This is a genomic window from Aeromonas sp. FDAARGOS 1419 (assembly GCF_019047045.1).
Lineage (GTDB): Bacteria > Pseudomonadota > Gammaproteobacteria > Enterobacterales > Aeromonadaceae > Aeromonas > Aeromonas veronii.
Map to the genome: position 1 here is coordinate 3,921,257 of NZ_CP077209.1, position 17,134 is coordinate 3,938,390.

At 61.6% G+C, this 17,134-nt stretch carries 9 protein-coding genes; 6 read left to right on the top strand and 3 right to left on the bottom strand.

Annotated features, from left to right (window positions below; genetic code table 11):
- Window positions 1–42 precede the first annotated feature (42 nt).
- Complete coding sequence (locus I6L49_RS17940; RefSeq protein WP_108541643.1) at window positions 43–1,005, top strand: sensor domain-containing diguanylate cyclase; 963 nt, start codon at window positions 43–45, stop codon at window positions 1,003–1,005.
- Window positions 1,006–1,089: 84 nt separating this feature from the next.
- Here I6L49_RS17940 and I6L49_RS17945 read toward each other — a convergent pair whose 3' ends face one another.
- Complete coding sequence (locus I6L49_RS17945; RefSeq protein WP_216951680.1) at window positions 1,090–3,000, bottom strand: methyl-accepting chemotaxis protein; 1,911 nt, start codon at window positions 2,998–3,000, stop codon at window positions 1,090–1,092.
- Between the two features lie 235 nt (window positions 3,001–3,235).
- On the opposite strand from I6L49_RS17945, the gene I6L49_RS17950 reads away from it, so the two are divergent.
- From I6L49_RS17950 to I6L49_RS17970, 5 genes are all read left to right on the top strand, one after another.
- Window positions 3,236–5,497, top strand: coding sequence for a patatin-like phospholipase family protein (locus tag I6L49_RS17950; protein ID WP_216951681.1), 2,262 nt, complete (start codon window positions 3,236–3,238; stop codon window positions 5,495–5,497).
- Between the two features lie 229 nt (window positions 5,498–5,726).
- Window positions 5,727–8,324, top strand: coding sequence for a bifunctional aconitate hydratase 2/2-methylisocitrate dehydratase (acnB, locus tag I6L49_RS17955; RefSeq protein WP_216950051.1), 2,598 nt, complete (start codon window positions 5,727–5,729; stop codon window positions 8,322–8,324).
- Window positions 8,325–8,604: 280 nt separating this feature from the next.
- Complete coding sequence (locus I6L49_RS17960) at window positions 8,605–10,191, top strand: EAL domain-containing protein (protein ID WP_005355079.1); 1,587 nt, start codon at window positions 8,605–8,607, stop codon at window positions 10,189–10,191.
- Between the two features lie 162 nt (window positions 10,192–10,353).
- Window positions 10,354–11,748, top strand: coding sequence for a D-arabinono-1,4-lactone oxidase (locus I6L49_RS17965; RefSeq protein ID WP_216950052.1), 1,395 nt, complete (start codon window positions 10,354–10,356; stop codon window positions 11,746–11,748).
- A gap of 9 nt (window positions 11,749–11,757) precedes the next feature.
- Window positions 11,758–12,885 carry a GTP-binding protein gene (locus I6L49_RS17970; RefSeq protein ID WP_216950053.1) on the top strand — a complete coding sequence of 376 codons (1,128 nt, stop codon included), beginning with the start codon at window positions 11,758–11,760 and terminating at the stop codon, window positions 12,883–12,885.
- Here I6L49_RS17970 and I6L49_RS17975 read toward each other — a convergent pair.
- Together I6L49_RS17975 and I6L49_RS17980 are read right to left on the bottom strand one after the other, a co-directional pair.
- Entirely contained in the window at window positions 12,870–15,974 is a 3,105-nt protein-coding gene (locus I6L49_RS17975; protein ID WP_216950054.1) for an efflux RND transporter permease subunit, read from the bottom strand. The two genes, I6L49_RS17970 and I6L49_RS17975, sit on opposite strands and share 16 nt — an antisense overlap.
- Window positions 15,971–17,071: an efflux RND transporter periplasmic adaptor subunit gene (locus tag I6L49_RS17980; protein WP_216950055.1), complete on the bottom strand. Its 1,101-nt coding sequence runs from the start codon at window positions 17,069–17,071 to the stop codon at window positions 15,971–15,973. Before I6L49_RS17980 ends, I6L49_RS17975 begins: the two co-directional genes overlap by 4 nt.
- Window positions 17,072–17,134: the final 63 nt, after the last annotated feature.

The window sequence follows — 17,134 nt, forward strand, 5'->3', positions numbered from 1 at the left end:
AATATGCTAAAGATAGGTTTTGGCACTGATGAGAGAGGCACGATGCTAGAAGCACCCATTCCCCCCGATGAGGCATTGCGGTTGGAGACCCTGCGGCGGCTCTCTTTGCTGGATTCCGAGGCCGAGGAGCGGTTTGACCGGCTGACCCGCATGGCCAGACGGGTATTCAATGTCCCCATCGCGCTGGTAAGTCTGGTGGATGAAGATCGCCAGTGGTTCAAATCCTGTATTGGACTGGAGGTCCGTGAGACCGCGCGGGACATCTCGTTTTGTGGCCACGCCATCATGGGCAATGAGACCTTCATCGTGCCGGATGCTTCGCAGGATCCCCGCTTTGCCGACAATCCGCTGGTGGTGGGCGGGCCCGGCATCCGCTTCTATGCCGGACAGCCACTGCGGATCGCCAACGGCTGCAAACTGGGGACGCTCTGCATCATAGATACGGTGCCGCGGGAATTGAGCGAGGAGGATGTGGGGCTGCTCAAGGATCTGGCGGCGATGGTGGTGCGGGAGCTCGAAGCGGTGCAGCTGGCCACCATTGATGAATTGACCCTGATCTCCAATCGGCGCGGGTTCGTGATGCTGGCGGAGAAGAGCCTCTCGCTGGCCAGTCGCTTGCAGATGCCACTGGCGCTGCTCTATCTGGATCTCAATGGCTTTAAGGGGATCAACGATCGGTGGGGGCATGCAGAAGGAGATCGGGCCCTGATCGCCTTTGCCACTCTGCTCAAGCAGGCTTTTCGTGGCGCCGATGTGTTTGCCCGCATGGGCGGCGATGAGTTCGCCGTCCTGCTGCCCAATGTGGTGGAGGCGCAGGCACAGCTGGCCTATGAGCGTTTCAATGCCATGTTGGCCGAGCACAATCAGCACAGTGGTTGCGGTTATGCGCTGACCTGCAGCACCGGGATTGTCTGCTACGACGGGCGCGGTTGTGTGTCTCTGGCCGAGCTGCTCACCCGCGCAGATGAGCTGATGTATCAGCGCAAACGGGATGGCAAGGGCTGACTGCTATGCCGGATTAGCCGCCACCAAAACAACAGAGAGCGCCACGGCGCTCTCTGTTGTTGAGGACTCAGGTCAAGGTCGGGGTCAGAGCCGGAAGTTGCCAACCAGCTTGTCTAGCTGACCGGAGAGCTGCTGCAGGCTGCGGCTCGATTCGGTCAGCTGGTGGGCGATATCGGCGGTTTCCATAGTGAGCTGGTTGATGTCTTCCACGTTGCGGTTGATCTCGCCGACCACACTCGACTGCTCCTCGGTGGCGGTGGCGACCTGGATGTTCATGTCGTTGATCTGGGTGATGTGGGCAGTGATCTGGCCGAGGGCGGCGTTGGCCTCATCGGCCTGGCTCACCACCTCCAGACTTTGGTTACGCCCCTGCGCCATGGCGCTGACAGCGCGGGCACTCTGCTCCTGCAAGCGGTTGATCATCCCCTGGATCTCGGCGGTCGAGGCGGCGGAGCGGTTGGCCAGATTGCGCACTTCATCTGCCACCACGGCGAAACCGCGACCCTGTTCACCGGCGCGAGCGGCCTCGATAGCAGCGTTCAATGCCAGCAGGTTGGTCTGCTCCGAGATGCTGCGGATGGTTTCGAGGATGCTGCCGATGGAGTCGGTCTGGCTCGCCAGCGATTCGATAACCCCTGCCACCTGCTCAATCTCGCCGGAGAGGTCGACGATGCCGTGGCGTGCCTGCGCTACCACTACTGCCCCTGCATCGGCCTGATCGTTGGCCTGTCTGGCTACTTCGGCTGCCAGCGAAGCGTTACCGGCGATCTCGCTCACCGTGGCCCCCATTTCGTGGATGGCGGTGGCCACCTGTACGGTGCGATCGCGCTGGGCAGTACAGTTGTGCTGGGTCAGCTGCGCCTTGTTGGCCACCTCGTTAGCGGTGGCTGCGAGCTGGCGGGAGTTCTCCGCCACCTGCTCGATGGAGCCGTGGATCTTGGCGACAAAGTTGTTGAAACCGGTGGCGACCTGACTCAGTTCGTCACGTCCTTCCACTTTCAGGCGCTGGGTAAGATCCCCATCGCCGCTGCCCAGCTCTTTGAACAGGCGGGCCAGCTCGTTGAGCGGGCGGCTGACCGAGCCTGCCAGCAACATCCCCATCAGCCCCATGGCGAGCGCAATCACCAGCGAGATCATCAGGATCTCGTTGCGGGTCCGATCCAGTTCGGCATAGATCTCGGCTTGCGGCACCTGGGCCACCAGATACCAGTCGAGCAGCGGGATATAGCTGCTGGCCAGTACCATGGGCTCGCCATTGACTTCGGCGTTGATAACGGCAAAGGGGCGTTTGGCCAGCAGGCTGCCGGTATCACCGCTGGCAATGTTGCCAAGCGTGTCACGCTCGATGCGGTTGGCCTCGGGGTGCAGCTTCACCTTGCCGCTGCCATCGACCATAAAGACGATGCCGCTCTCTTCCAGCCGGAAGTTGGAGACCATGGTCACCATGGTGTCGAGGGATTTGGCAAAGCCGGCCAGCCCGCGCCCGTTGAGCTGCTGGAAGTTGACGAACAGCTTCACCTCGCCGTTGCTCTCGCGGAAGATGCTGAGGGTCATCTCCTTCTGGCTCTTGGTGTAGTCATAGAACCAGGCGTCTTGCGTGGGGGTCAGGTTGCGCAGAAAGCCATCCTGGTTGTAGTAGGCGGCACTCTGGCGATCGGCGAAGGAGGCGGTCACCAGACCATACTGGTTGGCCACATCTTTGAGCTGGTTGATGAGTATTGGCTCCTGCTCTTTGGGCATGCCCCGATCCACCCAGTCGAGGATGAAGCGGTCGGTGGCCAGTTGGCGGGCGGCCTGGGCTATGCCGTGGAGATCCTGTTCAATCTCCTTGCTGATCCGCTGGGTCAGGTTGGGCAGCTCCTGCTCGAACATCCGGTTTTCGATCAGTTGCTGGGCCGAGCGTTGACTGAAGTAGCCTACCAGCAGGCAGGAGACGACCACGGCCAGGGTGACCGTAGCCAGAATTTTCTGTTTAAGAGTGAGGGTTGCCAGCATAAAGGTGCTCAAAAGGTTGAGATTGACGACGCTCATATTAGCGGCCGTACTCTGCCACTCATGAGTTCGGGGATGCCTTTATTTGCGGATTACGTTTGCGCTCACAGGGGCGGCGGCTTGCCCCATCGGCATGCTGCACAGGCGGGATGCGGATTGACGGTTGCGCTAACTGCCGGCCCCCTTATAGTAGAGGCCATTCTTGGTGACTGACCCTCTGAATAATATGGAAAATATGATGCGCAGCTTAGGTGCGGGATGGACCCGTCTGCTTTTGGTGATGCTGGCGGCCTGCCCGCTGCTGGCTGTGGCGGCACAGGGGGAGCGCCCGAAAATTGCGGTGGTGCTCAGCGGTGGCGGCGCCAAGGGATCGGCCCATATCGGCATTCTCAAGGTGCTGGAGCAGAAACGGATTCCGGTCGACATCATAGTCGGCACCAGCATGGGCTCTTATGTGGCGGGGATGTACGCCATGGGGCTCAGTGCCGAGGAGGTGGAGCGCACCACCTTGGCCATCGACTGGAACAAGGGGTATCAGGACAAGGTGGGCCGCGACGAGCTGTCGTTGCGCAAGAAGCAACAAAACGAGCAGTATCAACTGCGCACCGACATCGGGGTGAATGGCGACACCACCCAGCTGCCGGACGGTTTCTTCCAGGGCCAATCCATGGCCAGCCTGCTGCGGGGGGCCACCTCCAACCTGCCGGTGCAGGCGAGCTTCGACGATCTCCCTATTCCTTACCGCGCCATGGCGACCGACATGGAGACGGTCACCCCCTTTGTGCTGGATCACGGCAGCCTGGCCAAGGCGATGCAGGCCTCCATGTCCATTCCCGGCGCCCTCAAGCCGGTGGAGTGGGAGGGGCACATCCTGGCGGATGGCGGCAGCGTCAACAACATGCCGGTGGATGTCGCCAAGGCGATGGGGGCCGACGTGGTGATCGCGGTGGATATCGGTGCCAAGCTGCGTACCCGGGAGTCCCTCAAATCAGGGTTGGCGATGATCGACCAGCTCACCACCTACATGACCCAGGTGGGCACCGACAAGCAGAAGGCGCTGATGGGACCGAAGGATATTCTGATCGCTCCCGAGTTTGGCGATATGGGGATCGCCGACTTTGCCCGGATGCCGGAGGGGATCAAGATCGGTGAGACGGCGGCTGACAAGGTGTCGCTGCAACTCGATAAGCTGTCGCTCACCAAGGCGCAGTACAACGTCTATCGCAACCAGAAGCTGAGCCGCCGTGCCGAGCGTAGCGGTCAGCCCGCCTACTTTATCGACAAGGTGGAGATCATCAACAAGTCGCGCCTCTCCGACGAGACGGTGCGCGCCATGCTGAAAGTGCGGCCGGACAAGGTACAGACCAACGAGAGTCTGGAAGCGGGCATTCGCCGCCTCTATGCCCTTGAGTCGTTCGATCGCATCACCTACGAGGTGGAGGAGCGTGATGGTGAGAACGTGCTGCTGGTGGACGCCAGCGAGAAGAACTGGGGGCCGGGCTACCTCAACTTCCAGTTCGGTTTCACCGATGACTTCGAGAACACCTCCAACTACAACGTCGGCATGTCCTATACCCTCACCAACGTCAACGAGTGGGGTGCCGAGTGGCTGACCGAGGCGTCGCTGGGCACGGCCAAACATATCAAGACCGACTTCTATACCCCGCTGGAACCCTCCCAGACCTTCTATGGTGAGGCGAGCCTGGCCTATGACCAGACCCTGCGCCGCCTGTTTTTCCCCAATCCGGATCCCGAGATGGTTTCGATAAGCTATCTCGACTCCGAATACTCCTTCTTCAGCGGCGATCTGGCGGTGGGCTGGAACCGCCAGCCTTGGAGCAGGTTGTCGATGGGGCTGGAGGGACAACTGGGCACGATTGATGTGAAGAACTTCAAGGGGCTGGAGATGGATGCCACGGCGTGGGGCCCCTACGTCCGCTTTGAACACGACAATCTGGATAGCCGCTATTTCCCCTATCAGGGGGTGAAATGGGACATGAAACTGGGCCACTCCCATGTCAGTGTGGATGGACTCGAGTCAGCAGATGGTCGCAGTGAAGGCTGGAATTATCAGCTCTCGATGATCAAGCCCTGGTCATGGGACAGGCACAGCCTCAACCTGATCCTCGAAGGGGGTGGCTCGGGAAGTGAAGAGGTGGTGCCGCTGCATATTCAGGATCTGGGCGGACTGTTCCGCCTCTCCGGTTTCCAGCGCTACCAGCTGAGCGGTCGCTACAGCCTGTTTGGTGGCTTGCGCTACATCTACCGGGTGGCAGACAACGACTTCGGCGCCCTCAAGATGCCGCTCTATCTGGGTGGATCTCTGGAGCAGGGCGGGGTCTGGAACAAGGGTGAGGATATCAGTCTGGAGAGCTCGTTTACCGCCGGTTCGCTTTATGTCGGGGTGGAGAGCTTCCTCGGCCCTGTGTTCCTCGGCTACGGCATGGCGGAGGGGGGCAATGACGTCTTCTATCTGCAATTGGGCAGTACGTTCGAATAATGCCGAAATGATGCCAATTTGTTAACTATGGTTGAGGGCGTTCAATTAATTTTCAAAAAACACCAGTCTGTTTAATTGGTTACGATTTTGTGGTGAATAAGTAAACAGGGTTTGGATTTTAATTAGTCGTTAAAACTTATATAGTGGGGAGCACCCTACGGGGTGTCCCGCAAGGACGATCGCCGCGAGCGTGGGCGAACCCCAAAAAAAGACCAAAGAGGAATTAGTCGTGCTTGAAACATACCGTAAACACGTCGCAGAACGTGCCGCCGAGGGCGTGGTTGCCAAACCTCTGGATGCAGAGCAGGTCGCCGCCCTGGTTGAGCTGCTCAAGAACCCGCCCGCTGGCGAAGAAGACTTTCTGAAAGAGCTGTTGTCCTCCCGTATTCCCCCCGGTGTTGATGAAGCGGCCTATGTCAAAGCCGGTTTCCTCACCGCCGTCGCCAAGGGCGAAGCCCACTCTCCCATCCTGACTGCAGCCGAAGCCGTTGAGCTGCTGGGCACCATGCAGGGTGGTTACAACATTCAGCCGCTGATCGACCTGCTGGATCACGCAACTCTGGCGCCGCTTGCCGCCAAGGGGCTCTCCCACACCCTGCTGATGTTTGACTCCTTCCATGACGTGGAAGAGAAGGCCAAGGCGGGCAATGTCCACGCCAAACAGGTGATGCAGTCCTGGGCTGATGCCGAGTGGTTCCTCTCCCGCCCGGAGTTGGCCGAGAAGATCACTGTCACCGTGTTCAAGGTGACCGGCGAAACCAACACCGACGACCTCTCTCCGGCACCGGACGCCTGGTCCCGCCCGGACATTCCGCTGCACGCGCTGGCGATGCTGAAAAACGCCCGTCCCGGCATTAGCCCGGACAAGGATGGCGCCGTCGGCCCCATCAAGACCATCGATGCCCTGAAAGAGAAAGGCTTCCCGCTGGCCTATGTGGGTGACGTGGTCGGTACCGGTTCTTCCCGTAAATCCGCTACCAACTCGGTGCTCTGGTTTATGGGCGACGACATTCCGTTCGTGCCGAACAAGCGCGCTGGCGGTGTCTGTCTGGGTGGCAAGATTGCCCCGATCTTCTTCAACACCATGGAAGATGCTGGCGCTCTGCCTATCGAAGTGGACGTCTCCAAGCTGGAAATGGGCGATGTGATCGACATCTACCCCTATGCCGGCAAGATCTGCAAACACGGCACCGAGCAGGTGTTGGCACAGTTTGAACTGAAAACCGACGTGCTGATCGACGAAGTGCGCGCCGGTGGCCGTATCCCGCTGATCATCGGTCGCGGCCTGACCGACAAGGCCCGCGAAGCGCTGGGTCTGCCGTTCTCCACCGTATTCCGTCGCCCGCAGCCGGTGGCCGATACCGGCAAAGGCTTCACCCTGGCCCAGAAGATGGTGGGCAAGGCGTGCGGCGTGAAGGGCATTCGCCCGGGCACTTACTGCGAGCCCAAGATGACCACGGTTGGCTCTCAGGACACCACGGGCCCGATGACCCGCGACGAGCTCAAAGATCTGGCCTGCCTCGGCTTCTCCGCCGATCTGACCATGCAATCCTTCTGCCACACCGCGGCCTATCCCAAGCCCATCGACGTACAGACCCACCACACCCTGCCGGACTTCATCATGAACCGCGGCGGTGTCTCTCTGCGTCCGGGTGACGGCGTCATCCACTCCTGGCTGAACCGCATGCTGCTGCCGGATACCGTAGGTACCGGTGGTGACTCCCACACCCGTTTCCCCATCGGCATCTCCTTCCCGGCGGGCTCCGGTCTGGTGGCTTTCGCCGCCGCCACCGGCGTGATGCCGCTGGACATGCCGGAGTCCGTGCTGGTGCGCTTCAAGGGCGAGCTGCAGCCGGGCATCACCTTGCGTGATCTGGTTCATGCCATCCCCTACGCCGCCATCCAGAAAGGGCTGCTGACCGTCGAGAAAGCGGGCAAGAAGAACATCTTCTCCGGTCGCATCCTCGAGATCGAAGGTCTGCCGACCCTGAAAGTGGAGCAGGCCTTCGAGCTGGCGGACGCCAGCGCCGAGCGCTCCGCTGCCGGTTGCACCATCAAGCTGGATAAAGAGCCGATCATCGAGTATCTGAAGTCCAACATCGTGATGCTGAAATGGATGCTCTCCGAAGGCTACGGCGACGTACGCACCATCACCCGTCGCATCAAGGGGATGGAAGAGTGGCTGGCCAACCCGACCCTGATGGAAGCGGACAAGGATGCCGAGTACGCCGAAATCATCGAGATCGATCTGGCCACCATCAAGGAGCCGATCCTGTGTGCACCGAACGATCCGGACGACGCCCGTCTGCTGAGCGACGTGGCTGGCGACAAGATCGACGAGGTGTTCATCGGTTCCTGCATGACCAACATCGGTCACTTCCGCGCCGCCGGCAAACTGCTCGAGAAGTATCAGGGCGAGCTGCCGACCCGCATGTGGATCGCACCGCCTACCAAGATGGACAAGGATCAACTGACCGAAGAGGGCTACTACGGCATCTTTGGTCGCGTCGGTGCCCGCATCGAGATCCCGGGCTGCTCCCTCTGCATGGGCAACCAGGCGCGGGTAGCGGAAGGAGCCTCGGTGGTCTCCACCTCCACCCGTAACTTCCCGAACCGTCTGGGTAAAGGTGCCAACGTCTATCTGGCCTCTGCGGAGCTGGCCGCCGTTGCCGCCATCCTCGGCAAGATCCCGACCGTGGCGGAGTACCTGCAGTACGCCAAGGCGCTGGATGCCACTGCGGCAGATACTTACCGCTACCTCAACTTCAACGAGATTGCCTCCTACACCAAGAAGGCCGATGCGGTGATCCTGCAGCAAGCCGTTTAACGGAGTTCTTGCGCGATTTGCGCGATAAGAAGCCAATAATGCCGCGTATTTACGCGGCATTATTTATTTGTGTGTTATTCACCGTCTTTTTTGAAGATTGTTTGCACGATCCTTGCTAGAGAGATCCAACCACCTGTTTGGTGGTTCGTTTTATAAACGCTTTGGGTTATGTTGTTCGGTTATGTGCGGTAATGATGAGGCATCGTTATCGAGGGAAAGTGGATATCTGTTCACTGGGTGCTTGCGTTGGCAGGCCTGACGAATTGCGGCGTGGTTCTTTATGTTTCTGTTCAGGATCGATCTCTCCCGAACCGGGTTACGCTTCGGCGGTGCCTTGCTGGTCTTTACCCTGCCGCTGCTGGTGGGAGCTTGGCTCATCCACAGCAATTATGTGCAGGAGCTGAAAGCGGAATCCAGTGCCTCGGCCCACAAGGCCAGAACCCTGATGGAGTCGATGCTGGATCATGCGGAGCAGGCCAATCGCTCTGTGCTGCCTCTGGTGAATGCTCCCTGTCGCGACAACCTGCTGGTGCTGCGCAAGAAGGTCGCTATCGAGCCCTTCTTGCGTTCGGTCAATCTGGTGCGAAACGGCATCATCAATTGCACTTCGCTGTTTGGTGAGGCCAATGATGCCGATGACGGCTCCATCTACACCGGCCGCAAGCTGTTGCTGATGAGTGGCAACCGGGTGCGGCAAAATCACCCGCTGCTGGTGGTGCGCACCGAGCAGGGCAAGGATGCCGCCTTGAGTGCCATCGACAGTACCCAGCTCAGCTTCATGCTCTCCATGAGCGGAAAATCCAGTGCGCTCTATCTGCAGGTGGGATCGGCCTGGCTCAATGAGTCTGGCCGCTATCTGAGCGAGGCGCCCACTCTCCATCGCGGGATCAGTCAGGCCCTCACCTCATCCCATTATCCTTTCACCATCCATGCCGGTTATGCCATGCCGGTCTACTGGAAGTCGCTGTGGGCCGCGCGGCATGTGGCGCTGTCGTGGCTGGCGGTTTCCTCGCTTTTGCTGGCCTGGCTGGTGTGGTGGGTGCTGGGGCGTCCCGGCTCGCCAACAGATGAGTTGCGACGCGCCCTGCGGGCCAGGGAGTTTGTTCCCTACTTGCAGCCGCTGATTGCCAGCCACGATGGCAAGATGATGGGCGCCGAGGTGCTGATGCGCTGGGAGCATGTCAATGAAGGGGTGATCCGGCCCGATCTCTTTATCCCGCAAGCGGAGGAGTCGGGACTGATCGTCCCCATGACCACCCATATCATGAAGCAGGTGGCGACCAGGTTGAACCGCTCTCAGGAGCAGTTGCCCGATGGGTTTCATATCAGCTTCAACATCAGCGCCGCTCATTGCCACGATTTTGCCCTGCTGGCCGAGTGTCGCGCCTTCCTCGGGCATTTCCTCCCCGGCAAGGTGGTACTGGTGCTGGAGCTGACTGAGCGGGAGTTGCTGATGTCAGATCCCCAGACACTCTCCCTGTTCCGCCAGCTGGACGAGATGGGGGTCAAACTCGCCATCGACGATTTTGGCACCGGCCACTCCAGCCTGGCTTACCTGCAGCAGTTTCATGTGGATTACCTCAAGATCGACAAATCCTTTATCGCCCGCATCGGTACCGAGTCGCTCTCGGAGCATATCGTGGATAACGTGATCGATCTGGCGACCCGGCTCGGTCTGGCGCTGGTGGCGGAAGGGGTGGAGAGCGAGCGTCAGGCTGACTACCTCAGGGCCAAGGGGGTCGACTATCTGCAGGGGTATCTGTTTGCCCGCCCCATGCCGCTGCGCCAGTTCTGCGAGGAGCTGCTGCCGGAAGAGGCACAGACCCGGCAGCCAGATGGGGTACGAGGCATCCCGAACGCCACCTGATCTATCGGTGACTGACGGGCGGACACGCTCCTGTCTGGCAGGGTAGGGAAGTGCTATCTCCCTATCCCCCCTCGAGTGCAGGGGCTTGTTTTCCATGCCTTGTGGCTCGCTTTTCGGTAGAATCGGCGCTCATTTTGACGTCAGTAAAAGATGAGGCGCGGTATGACGGTTCAGTTCCAGGCATTTCACAGCATCAAGGCGATCGGTAATCGGGAGGTGCTGTTCAACTGGTCTAGAACCAATCCCCTCGGGGCGCTGGATCAGGTGTGGCGCCCGAAAACCCGCGACGAGTTGCAAATGCTGCTGCGGGAACACCCCGAGCGCAAGCTGCGCCTTATCGGCTCCGGCCTCTCTTTTGAACCCATTCACAGCGTCTATGCCGAGGGCCGTCAGGCGCTGCTGGTGGACTTGCTCCACCTGCGCGGCCAGCTGGCAAAAACTGACGATACCGTGACCTATCAGGCGGGGACGCCCCTCGATACCGTCTATGCCGAGCTGATCGCCATGGAGCGGATGCTGCCCGCATCCCCGGGCGTTATCGGCATCCAGACCCTGGGCGGAGCCCTCAGCACCGGCACCCACGGTCAGGGGCTGCACCAGTCAGCCCTGTGCGATGCGGTAGAGGCGATGACGGTGATGCTGGCCAGTGGCGAGATCATCCGGGTGGATCGCACCGATCCGCGCTTCGGTGCCTTCGTGATGGGGATGGGGATGCTCGGCATCCTGCTCGACGTCACCCTGCGCACCGTACCGAACCGCATTATGCGCTGCACCAAGTTCACCACCGATTACCCCTTCCTCTTGGAGCACAACGAACGGCTCAACCGCGAGCACGGTTTTGTGAAGAGCTGGTGGTTTGCCTGGACCGGTGAGAGCCACATCTGGCTGGTGGATCCCGCCTCCGAGGAGGAGGTTGCCCGCTATCGCGCCGGCGGCAGCGAGCCGCTGCTGCTGGATGGCGATATCGACGCCCGCATGAATGCCACCATTGATGCCACTTTGCAGAAGATGGCGAAAGACACCAAGGATGAGGCGCTGGCTGGCGAGCACTTCGAGACGGTGCGCCGCTTCAAGGATGCCTCCGATCTGGTGGGCAACGTCTACCAGATCCTCTGCAAGGGGATCCCGGCCCCCCAGATCAACTGCGAGGTGGCGGTGCCGCTGCATCGGATGAACGAGGCGCTGGAGACCCTGCAAGCCTGGCAGCAGGCCAACCCAGGCGTGCTGCACTACCCCTTTATCCTGCGCTGCACCGGCCCCTCCGAAGCCTGGCTCAGCGCCGCTTATGGCCAGTCGGTCTGCTGGATCGGTTTTCTGGTCTATCTGGCGGCGGACGGCACCTTCGTCAACGGCTCCATGGAGCAGATGCGCGAGCTGCAACAACTGCTGGTACCGCTCGGCGGCATTCCCCACTTCGGCAAACATCTGGCGATGGATCTCTACGACTTTCCGGCCCTGCTGCCGCGCTGGAACGACTTCGTGGCGTTGAAAGCCGAGCTCGACCCCCACGGCCGCTTTGAAAACCGCTGGCTCAGCGACCTGTTTGCCAACCGGTAAGGATCTGACATGACTGATATGCAAGATACCCGTATCCCAGTGACCCTGCTGACCGGCTTTCTCGGTAGCGGCAAGACAACTCTGCTCAATCACTGGGTCAAGCAGCCGGAGCTTGGTGAGTGCGCCGTGCTGATCAACGAGTTCGGCTCGGTGGGGCTGGATCACCATCTGGTGCAACAGGTGGATGAGCAGGTGATGCTGCTCGACTCCGGCTGCATCTGTTGCTCGGTGCAGGGCTCTTTGGTGGAGGCGTTGCAGGGGCTCTTTATGAAGGCCATCCAGCGCAAGATCAAACCGTTCAAGCGGCTGATTATCGAGACCACAGGTCTGGCAGATCCGGCCCCCGTGCTCTTTACCCTGCGCGAAGAGGGCTTTATCGCCCAGCGCTACCGCTTCGATGGTACCGTCACCGTGGTAGATGCTGGCCATATCGAGCAGCAGCTGGCGGCTCAATATGAAGCGGTGAAACAGGTGGCGCTGGCGGATCTGCTGGTGGTGAGCAAGGGCGATCTGGTGGATGGCGAGCAGCTGGCGCGGGTCGAAGCCCAGCTGGCGGCACTCAACCCGGCGGCCCCGATCCAGCAGGTGACCAATGGCGAGCTGTCGCCAGCGGTGCTGGAGAAGTTGGGCGCCTACAACGAAGCGGCCGGGCGCGATGTGCGCCAGCTGCTGGCCTGGCTGCGCACCGAATCCCCCAAGCAGGGGCTGGCGTCACCCATGCAGCCGAAGATGCAACCGTTCGCCGCCAAGGTGGGCACAGCTGCGCCCACCCACTTCGAGCACGGCAACATCGAGAGTTTCTCCCTGCGTATCGGTGAGCCGCTCAAGCCCTCTCGTCTGCTGGCCGCCATCGATGCGGTGCAGGCGCAGTATGGCGATGCCCTGCTGCGCCTCAAGGGGATTTTGCAGCTGGAAGGGGAGAGCCAGCCGGTGGTGATCCACGGCGTCCACGGCCAGCTCTATCCGCTGCAGGCATTGGGTGACTGGCCGGAGGGCAAGGCCCAGTCCCGACTGGTGTTTATCGTGAAAAGTCAGGACAAGGCTGGTATCGAGCAGCTCTTTATGGCGACCCTCAAGGCCCCCGAGCCCACTCTGGAAGAGCGGCTCAAAGCCATGCTGGGTCAGCCCGAAAACTGATCTTGCACGTTGCTCTCCTTCACTGGTGCTGGACGGCGACGGTTGAACAGCACGAACGCCACCGGCACAAAGTAGAACGAGAGCAGGGTCGCCAGCGCTGTGCCACCGGCGATGGCGATGGCAAAGGGTGGCCAGAAGCCGCCGCCCCCCAGCAATAGCGGGATGAAGCCGCCCACCGTGGTGATGGTGGTCGAGACGATGTGGCGGCTGCAACCGGCCACCAGATCACGGATCTGCGGCAGATTGCCCTGTTGTGCCAGCGGGTCTGCCCTCAGCTCGGCCAGAATGACGATGGCGGCGTTGATGGCCAGCCCCATCAGTCCCAGCAGGGCAATGATCACCGTAAACCCGAAGGGGTACCCCAGTAGCCAGACCCACAGCAGGCCGAGCCCCGCCGACTGGATCGCCACCAGGGTGACGATGCCTGCCAGCCGGAACGAGTTGAAGCTGAGCACCAGTACGGCCACCAGCAGCACGGCGACCAGGCTGACATGGGCCATCAGATTGCCCACCGATTCATCCCGTTTGGCGGCTTCCCCGCCAAACTCCAGTCGATAGCCCGGCGGCAACGCCAGCGCCTTGGCGGCCAGCCTCTCTTTGACCTGCTCAAGCACAGTTTGCGGCAGTACGCCGACCGCCAGATAGGCCTCCAGCACATTGACCCGCTCACCATCCCGACGGCTGATCTCCCCCCAACTTGGCAGCAGCTCGGGAGTGGCCAGTGCCCGCAAGGTGAGATTGGCTGCCCCTTGCTGGCCGGTGCCGGTGAGCGACAGCGGCACATTGAGCAGGGCATCCGGATCCTGACGCAAGGGCTCGGCCAGCCGCACCCGAACAGGGATCGACTCGGTGCCTTCCAGCACAGTGCCGCCCAACCTGCCATCCAGTGCGCCCGCCAGCCGGGAGGCAACATCTGTCAGGCTCATGCCTGCCAGTCGGGCGGCCTCCTCATCGACCTGCAACCAGAGTTTGGGGGCCCCGGCCTGCAAGGTGGCGCGGGTCTGCACCACGGCCGGGGTATTGGCGAGCAGACTGCGCAGCTCTTCTCCCAGACGGTGTAGTTGTTCAAGATCGGGGCCAAACAGCCGCAGCTCGACCGGGGCATTGAAGGGCGGCCCCTGTTCCAGCTTGCGCACCAGGATCTGCGCTTCGGGAAATTTTGCATCGAGCCGCTGCTGCAGTTGTGGAATGAGCCGCTCGGCGGCATCGGCATCCTGCAGAGTGATCATCCCCTGGGCGTAATCGGCCCGCCCCTGTTTTCTGGGCACCAGGTTGTAGTAGAAGCTGGGTGCGTTGTCGCCCACCACCCAGTCCTGGCGAACCAGCTCGGGGAGACTGGCCAGCTCGGCGGAGATCCCCAGTGCCAGCTCGCGGGTGCGCGCCAGGCTCGCCTGTGGGGAGAGGCTGGCCTCGATGTGGATCATGTCCCGGTCGGCAGGGGGAAAGAACTGTTCGGTGAGGCGGCCCGCCACCCAGAAACCGAGCAGGGGCAGCAGACTGACCAGCAGCAGGGTTCGCCAGGGGTGAGCCAGCGCCATGGCGATGCTCTGCTGGAAACGGGCGCTCACCCGGGGCAGGTGCAAGCCATCCTGATACCAGCGTCCCCCCTGATCACTGCCAATCCAGCGGGCTGCGAGGCCAGCCACCAGGGTGTGGGCGATGAGGTAGGATCCCAGCAGCGAGCAGATCACCGCCCAGGCGATGCCGCCGACAAACTCGCCCGCCGGGCCCGGCATCAGAATGATCGGCATAAAGGCGAGCATGGTGGTGAGGGTGGAGCCCAGCAGTGGCAGCCAGAGGTGGCCGATGGCTTCCAGTGCGGCGGCACTCATGGCCATGCCGTGGCGGCGCTGATACTGCACCCGATCCGCCATGACGATGGCGTTGTCCACCATGATCCCGAGCGCCACCACCAGACCGGTGATCGACATCTGGTGAATGGGCAGATTGATCAGGTTCATGCAGGCGAAAGAGAACGCCACGGTAAGCGGCAGCGACAGGGCCACGATAATGGCGGCCTTGACTCCCAAGGTCACCAGCAGCACTGCCACTATGATGAGGAAGCCCTGCACAATGTTGATGAGCAGGGTGTCGAGCCGCTGATCGGTATAACGCTGCTGATCGAAGCTGGTGACGAGGCCGATATTATCCGGCAAGTCCTGTTGCAGCTGGGTCAGCATGGAGTCGACCCGTGCCGACCAGAGGTCGATGCGGTGATCCTGTGCCATCCGCAGGCCGACCACCACGGCCCGCTCACCATTGGCAAAGGCCAGCTGGCTCTCCGGCTGGTGCAGGGTACGTCTTACCTCGGCCAGATCGCCAAGGCGCAGAGTCTGGCCCTGCTCGCCGGTACGCAACGGGATCTGGCGGATCCGCTCCAGAGTATCGAGGGCGCCACGGATCTCCACCTGAAAGCGATTGTGGCTGCCTTGCAGCTCCCCGGCGGCCACTTTGGCATCGGCACCACTCAGCGCCTGGGCAAGCTGTTCGCCACTCATGCCGCTGGCACTGAGGGCGAGGGGATCGAACCGTACCTCGATCTCCTCCTGCGGTGCCCCGACCCGCTCGACGTATTCGGTACCCGGCAGCTGGCGAGCCCGGCGCTCCAGCTCGGCGCTGTAGCGCGCGAGGCGATCCAGCTGTGGCTGGCCCGGCCCGCGCCAGACCACATTGACCAGCCGGGTGAAGGGGTAGCCCTTCTCGTCATCCAGCTTGGGGGCACTGGCGCCGGCTGGCAGTCCGGCGGCAAGATCTGCCAGCTGGTCACGGACTCTGGACCAGACGGGCTCGACATCGCTGACCTCATCCTTGAGCTCCAGATTGATGATGGAGAGGCCGGGGCGAGAGCTCGACTCGATCAGCTTGATCTCGCTCTGGGCCCGCAGCCGGTTCTCGATGGGCTCGCTCACCAGCGCCTCCACCCGCTCGGCGCTGGCCCCGGGGAAGTGGGTAACCACGCTGGCAAAACGGCTGGTGAGCTGGGGATCTTCGGTTCTGGGCAGGGTCTGCAATGCCGCAAGGGCGGCCGTCAGCAGCAGCGCGACCGTCAACAGCAGCAGGCGGCCATTCTCGATAAACGGGCGGATCATGATTGTGGCTCCGGATGGCCTGCCTGATGATCCATGCTGGTTGTCAGGGTGACCTGCTGGCCCGGCACCAGTTTATGCAGGCCATCGGTCACCAGCTGTTCTTGTCCGTTCAGGGCTCCACTGACCCAGGCCCGTTCGCCATCTTGCTGCAGCAGGGTGACGTCCCGGCTGACCACCCGGGGTGGCGTTTCGTCATTGAGCAGATAGAGGGTCCAGCTGCCGCGCAATCCCTGGGTCAGCGCGGTGAGCGGCACCTCGTAGGCGCGGGTTGGCTCGCGGGTCTGATGCAGCAGGGTGATCAGTTGTCCCTCTGCCAGCTGTTCGCCGCCCCGGGTCAGCTGGAAGCGGGCGGTGCGGGTGTGGGTCTGCCCGTCCACTTGTACCCCCAGATTAAGCAGGCGCCCCTCCAGTGATTGCGCACCGCTTTGCAGGGGGTAGTGTTGGCCGACGATCAGGGTCTCGGCCTGTTTCACCGGCACGCCGATATCGGCCTCCCACTGGCCGCTGCGGGTCAGGGAGAAGAGAGGCTGGCCTGCGGCCACCACGGCCCCCAATGCCTGCTCGCGGCTGACCACAATCCCGTTGAAGGGGGCGCGCAGCTGTGATTTCTCCTGTTTGACCCGGTTGGCTTCGAGGGCGGCGGCCAGCTGGTTGGCGCTTGCCTCCAGCATGCGGACTTTGCCTTGCTGTTCATCCAGTGCCTGACGGGAGCTGAACTGCTGCTGGCGCAGAGCTGTGAGTCGATCGAGCGTCTGCCGGGCAAGGGTCAGCTCGGCCTCGTTCTGGGCTGCCCGGGCGGCCAGCTCTTTGGCTTCCACTGCCAGCAGCCGGGTATCCAGTGTGGCGAGCAGTTCGCCAGCCGCGACCGGCTCTCCGCGTCCCTTGTGCAGGGTAGCGATCCGCCCTGCCAGCTCGAAGCCTATCTGGCTGTGCTCGGGGGCGATCACCCGGCCATTGAAGCGGTGCAGCACCGGGTAGTGATCGCTGGCTTGCAGCGGCTGGGCGATCACCCGGGTCAGGGCGGATGTTTCTTCTGACTCTGTGACCGGGCTGCAGCCACTCAGTAACAGCGCCAGCAGGATTAAGCAAAGTGTCATGACATCATCCTCTGGTTGACATAACATCAAATCATACCGGTGAGTCTAGTTTTTCGAAACTAG

Excerpts from the sequence above, each read along its gene's own strand:
- I6L49_RS17940 (WP_108541643.1), top strand. The coding sequence starts at position 43 with ATGCTAGAAGCACCCATTCCCCCCGATGAGGCATTGCGGTTGGAGACC.
- I6L49_RS17945 (WP_216951680.1), bottom strand. The coding sequence starts at position 3,000 with ATGCTGGCAACCCTCACTCTTAAACAGAAAATTCTGGCTACGGTCACC.
- I6L49_RS17950 (WP_216951681.1), top strand. The coding sequence starts at position 3,236 with ATGCGCAGCTTAGGTGCGGGATGGACCCGTCTGCTTTTGGTGATGCTG.
- I6L49_RS17960 (WP_005355079.1), top strand. The coding sequence starts at position 8,605 with ATGTTTCTGTTCAGGATCGATCTCTCCCGAACCGGGTTACGCTTCGGC.
- I6L49_RS17965 (WP_216950052.1), top strand. The coding sequence starts at position 10,354 with ATGACGGTTCAGTTCCAGGCATTTCACAGCATCAAGGCGATCGGTAAT.
- I6L49_RS17970 (WP_216950053.1), top strand. The coding sequence starts at position 11,758 with ATGACTGATATGCAAGATACCCGTATCCCAGTGACCCTGCTGACCGGC.
- I6L49_RS17975 (WP_216950054.1), bottom strand. The coding sequence starts at position 15,974 with ATGATCCGCCCGTTTATCGAGAATGGCCGCCTGCTGCTGTTGACGGTC.
- I6L49_RS17980 (WP_216950055.1), bottom strand. The coding sequence starts at position 17,071 with ATGACACTTTGCTTAATCCTGCTGGCGCTGTTACTGAGTGGCTGCAGC.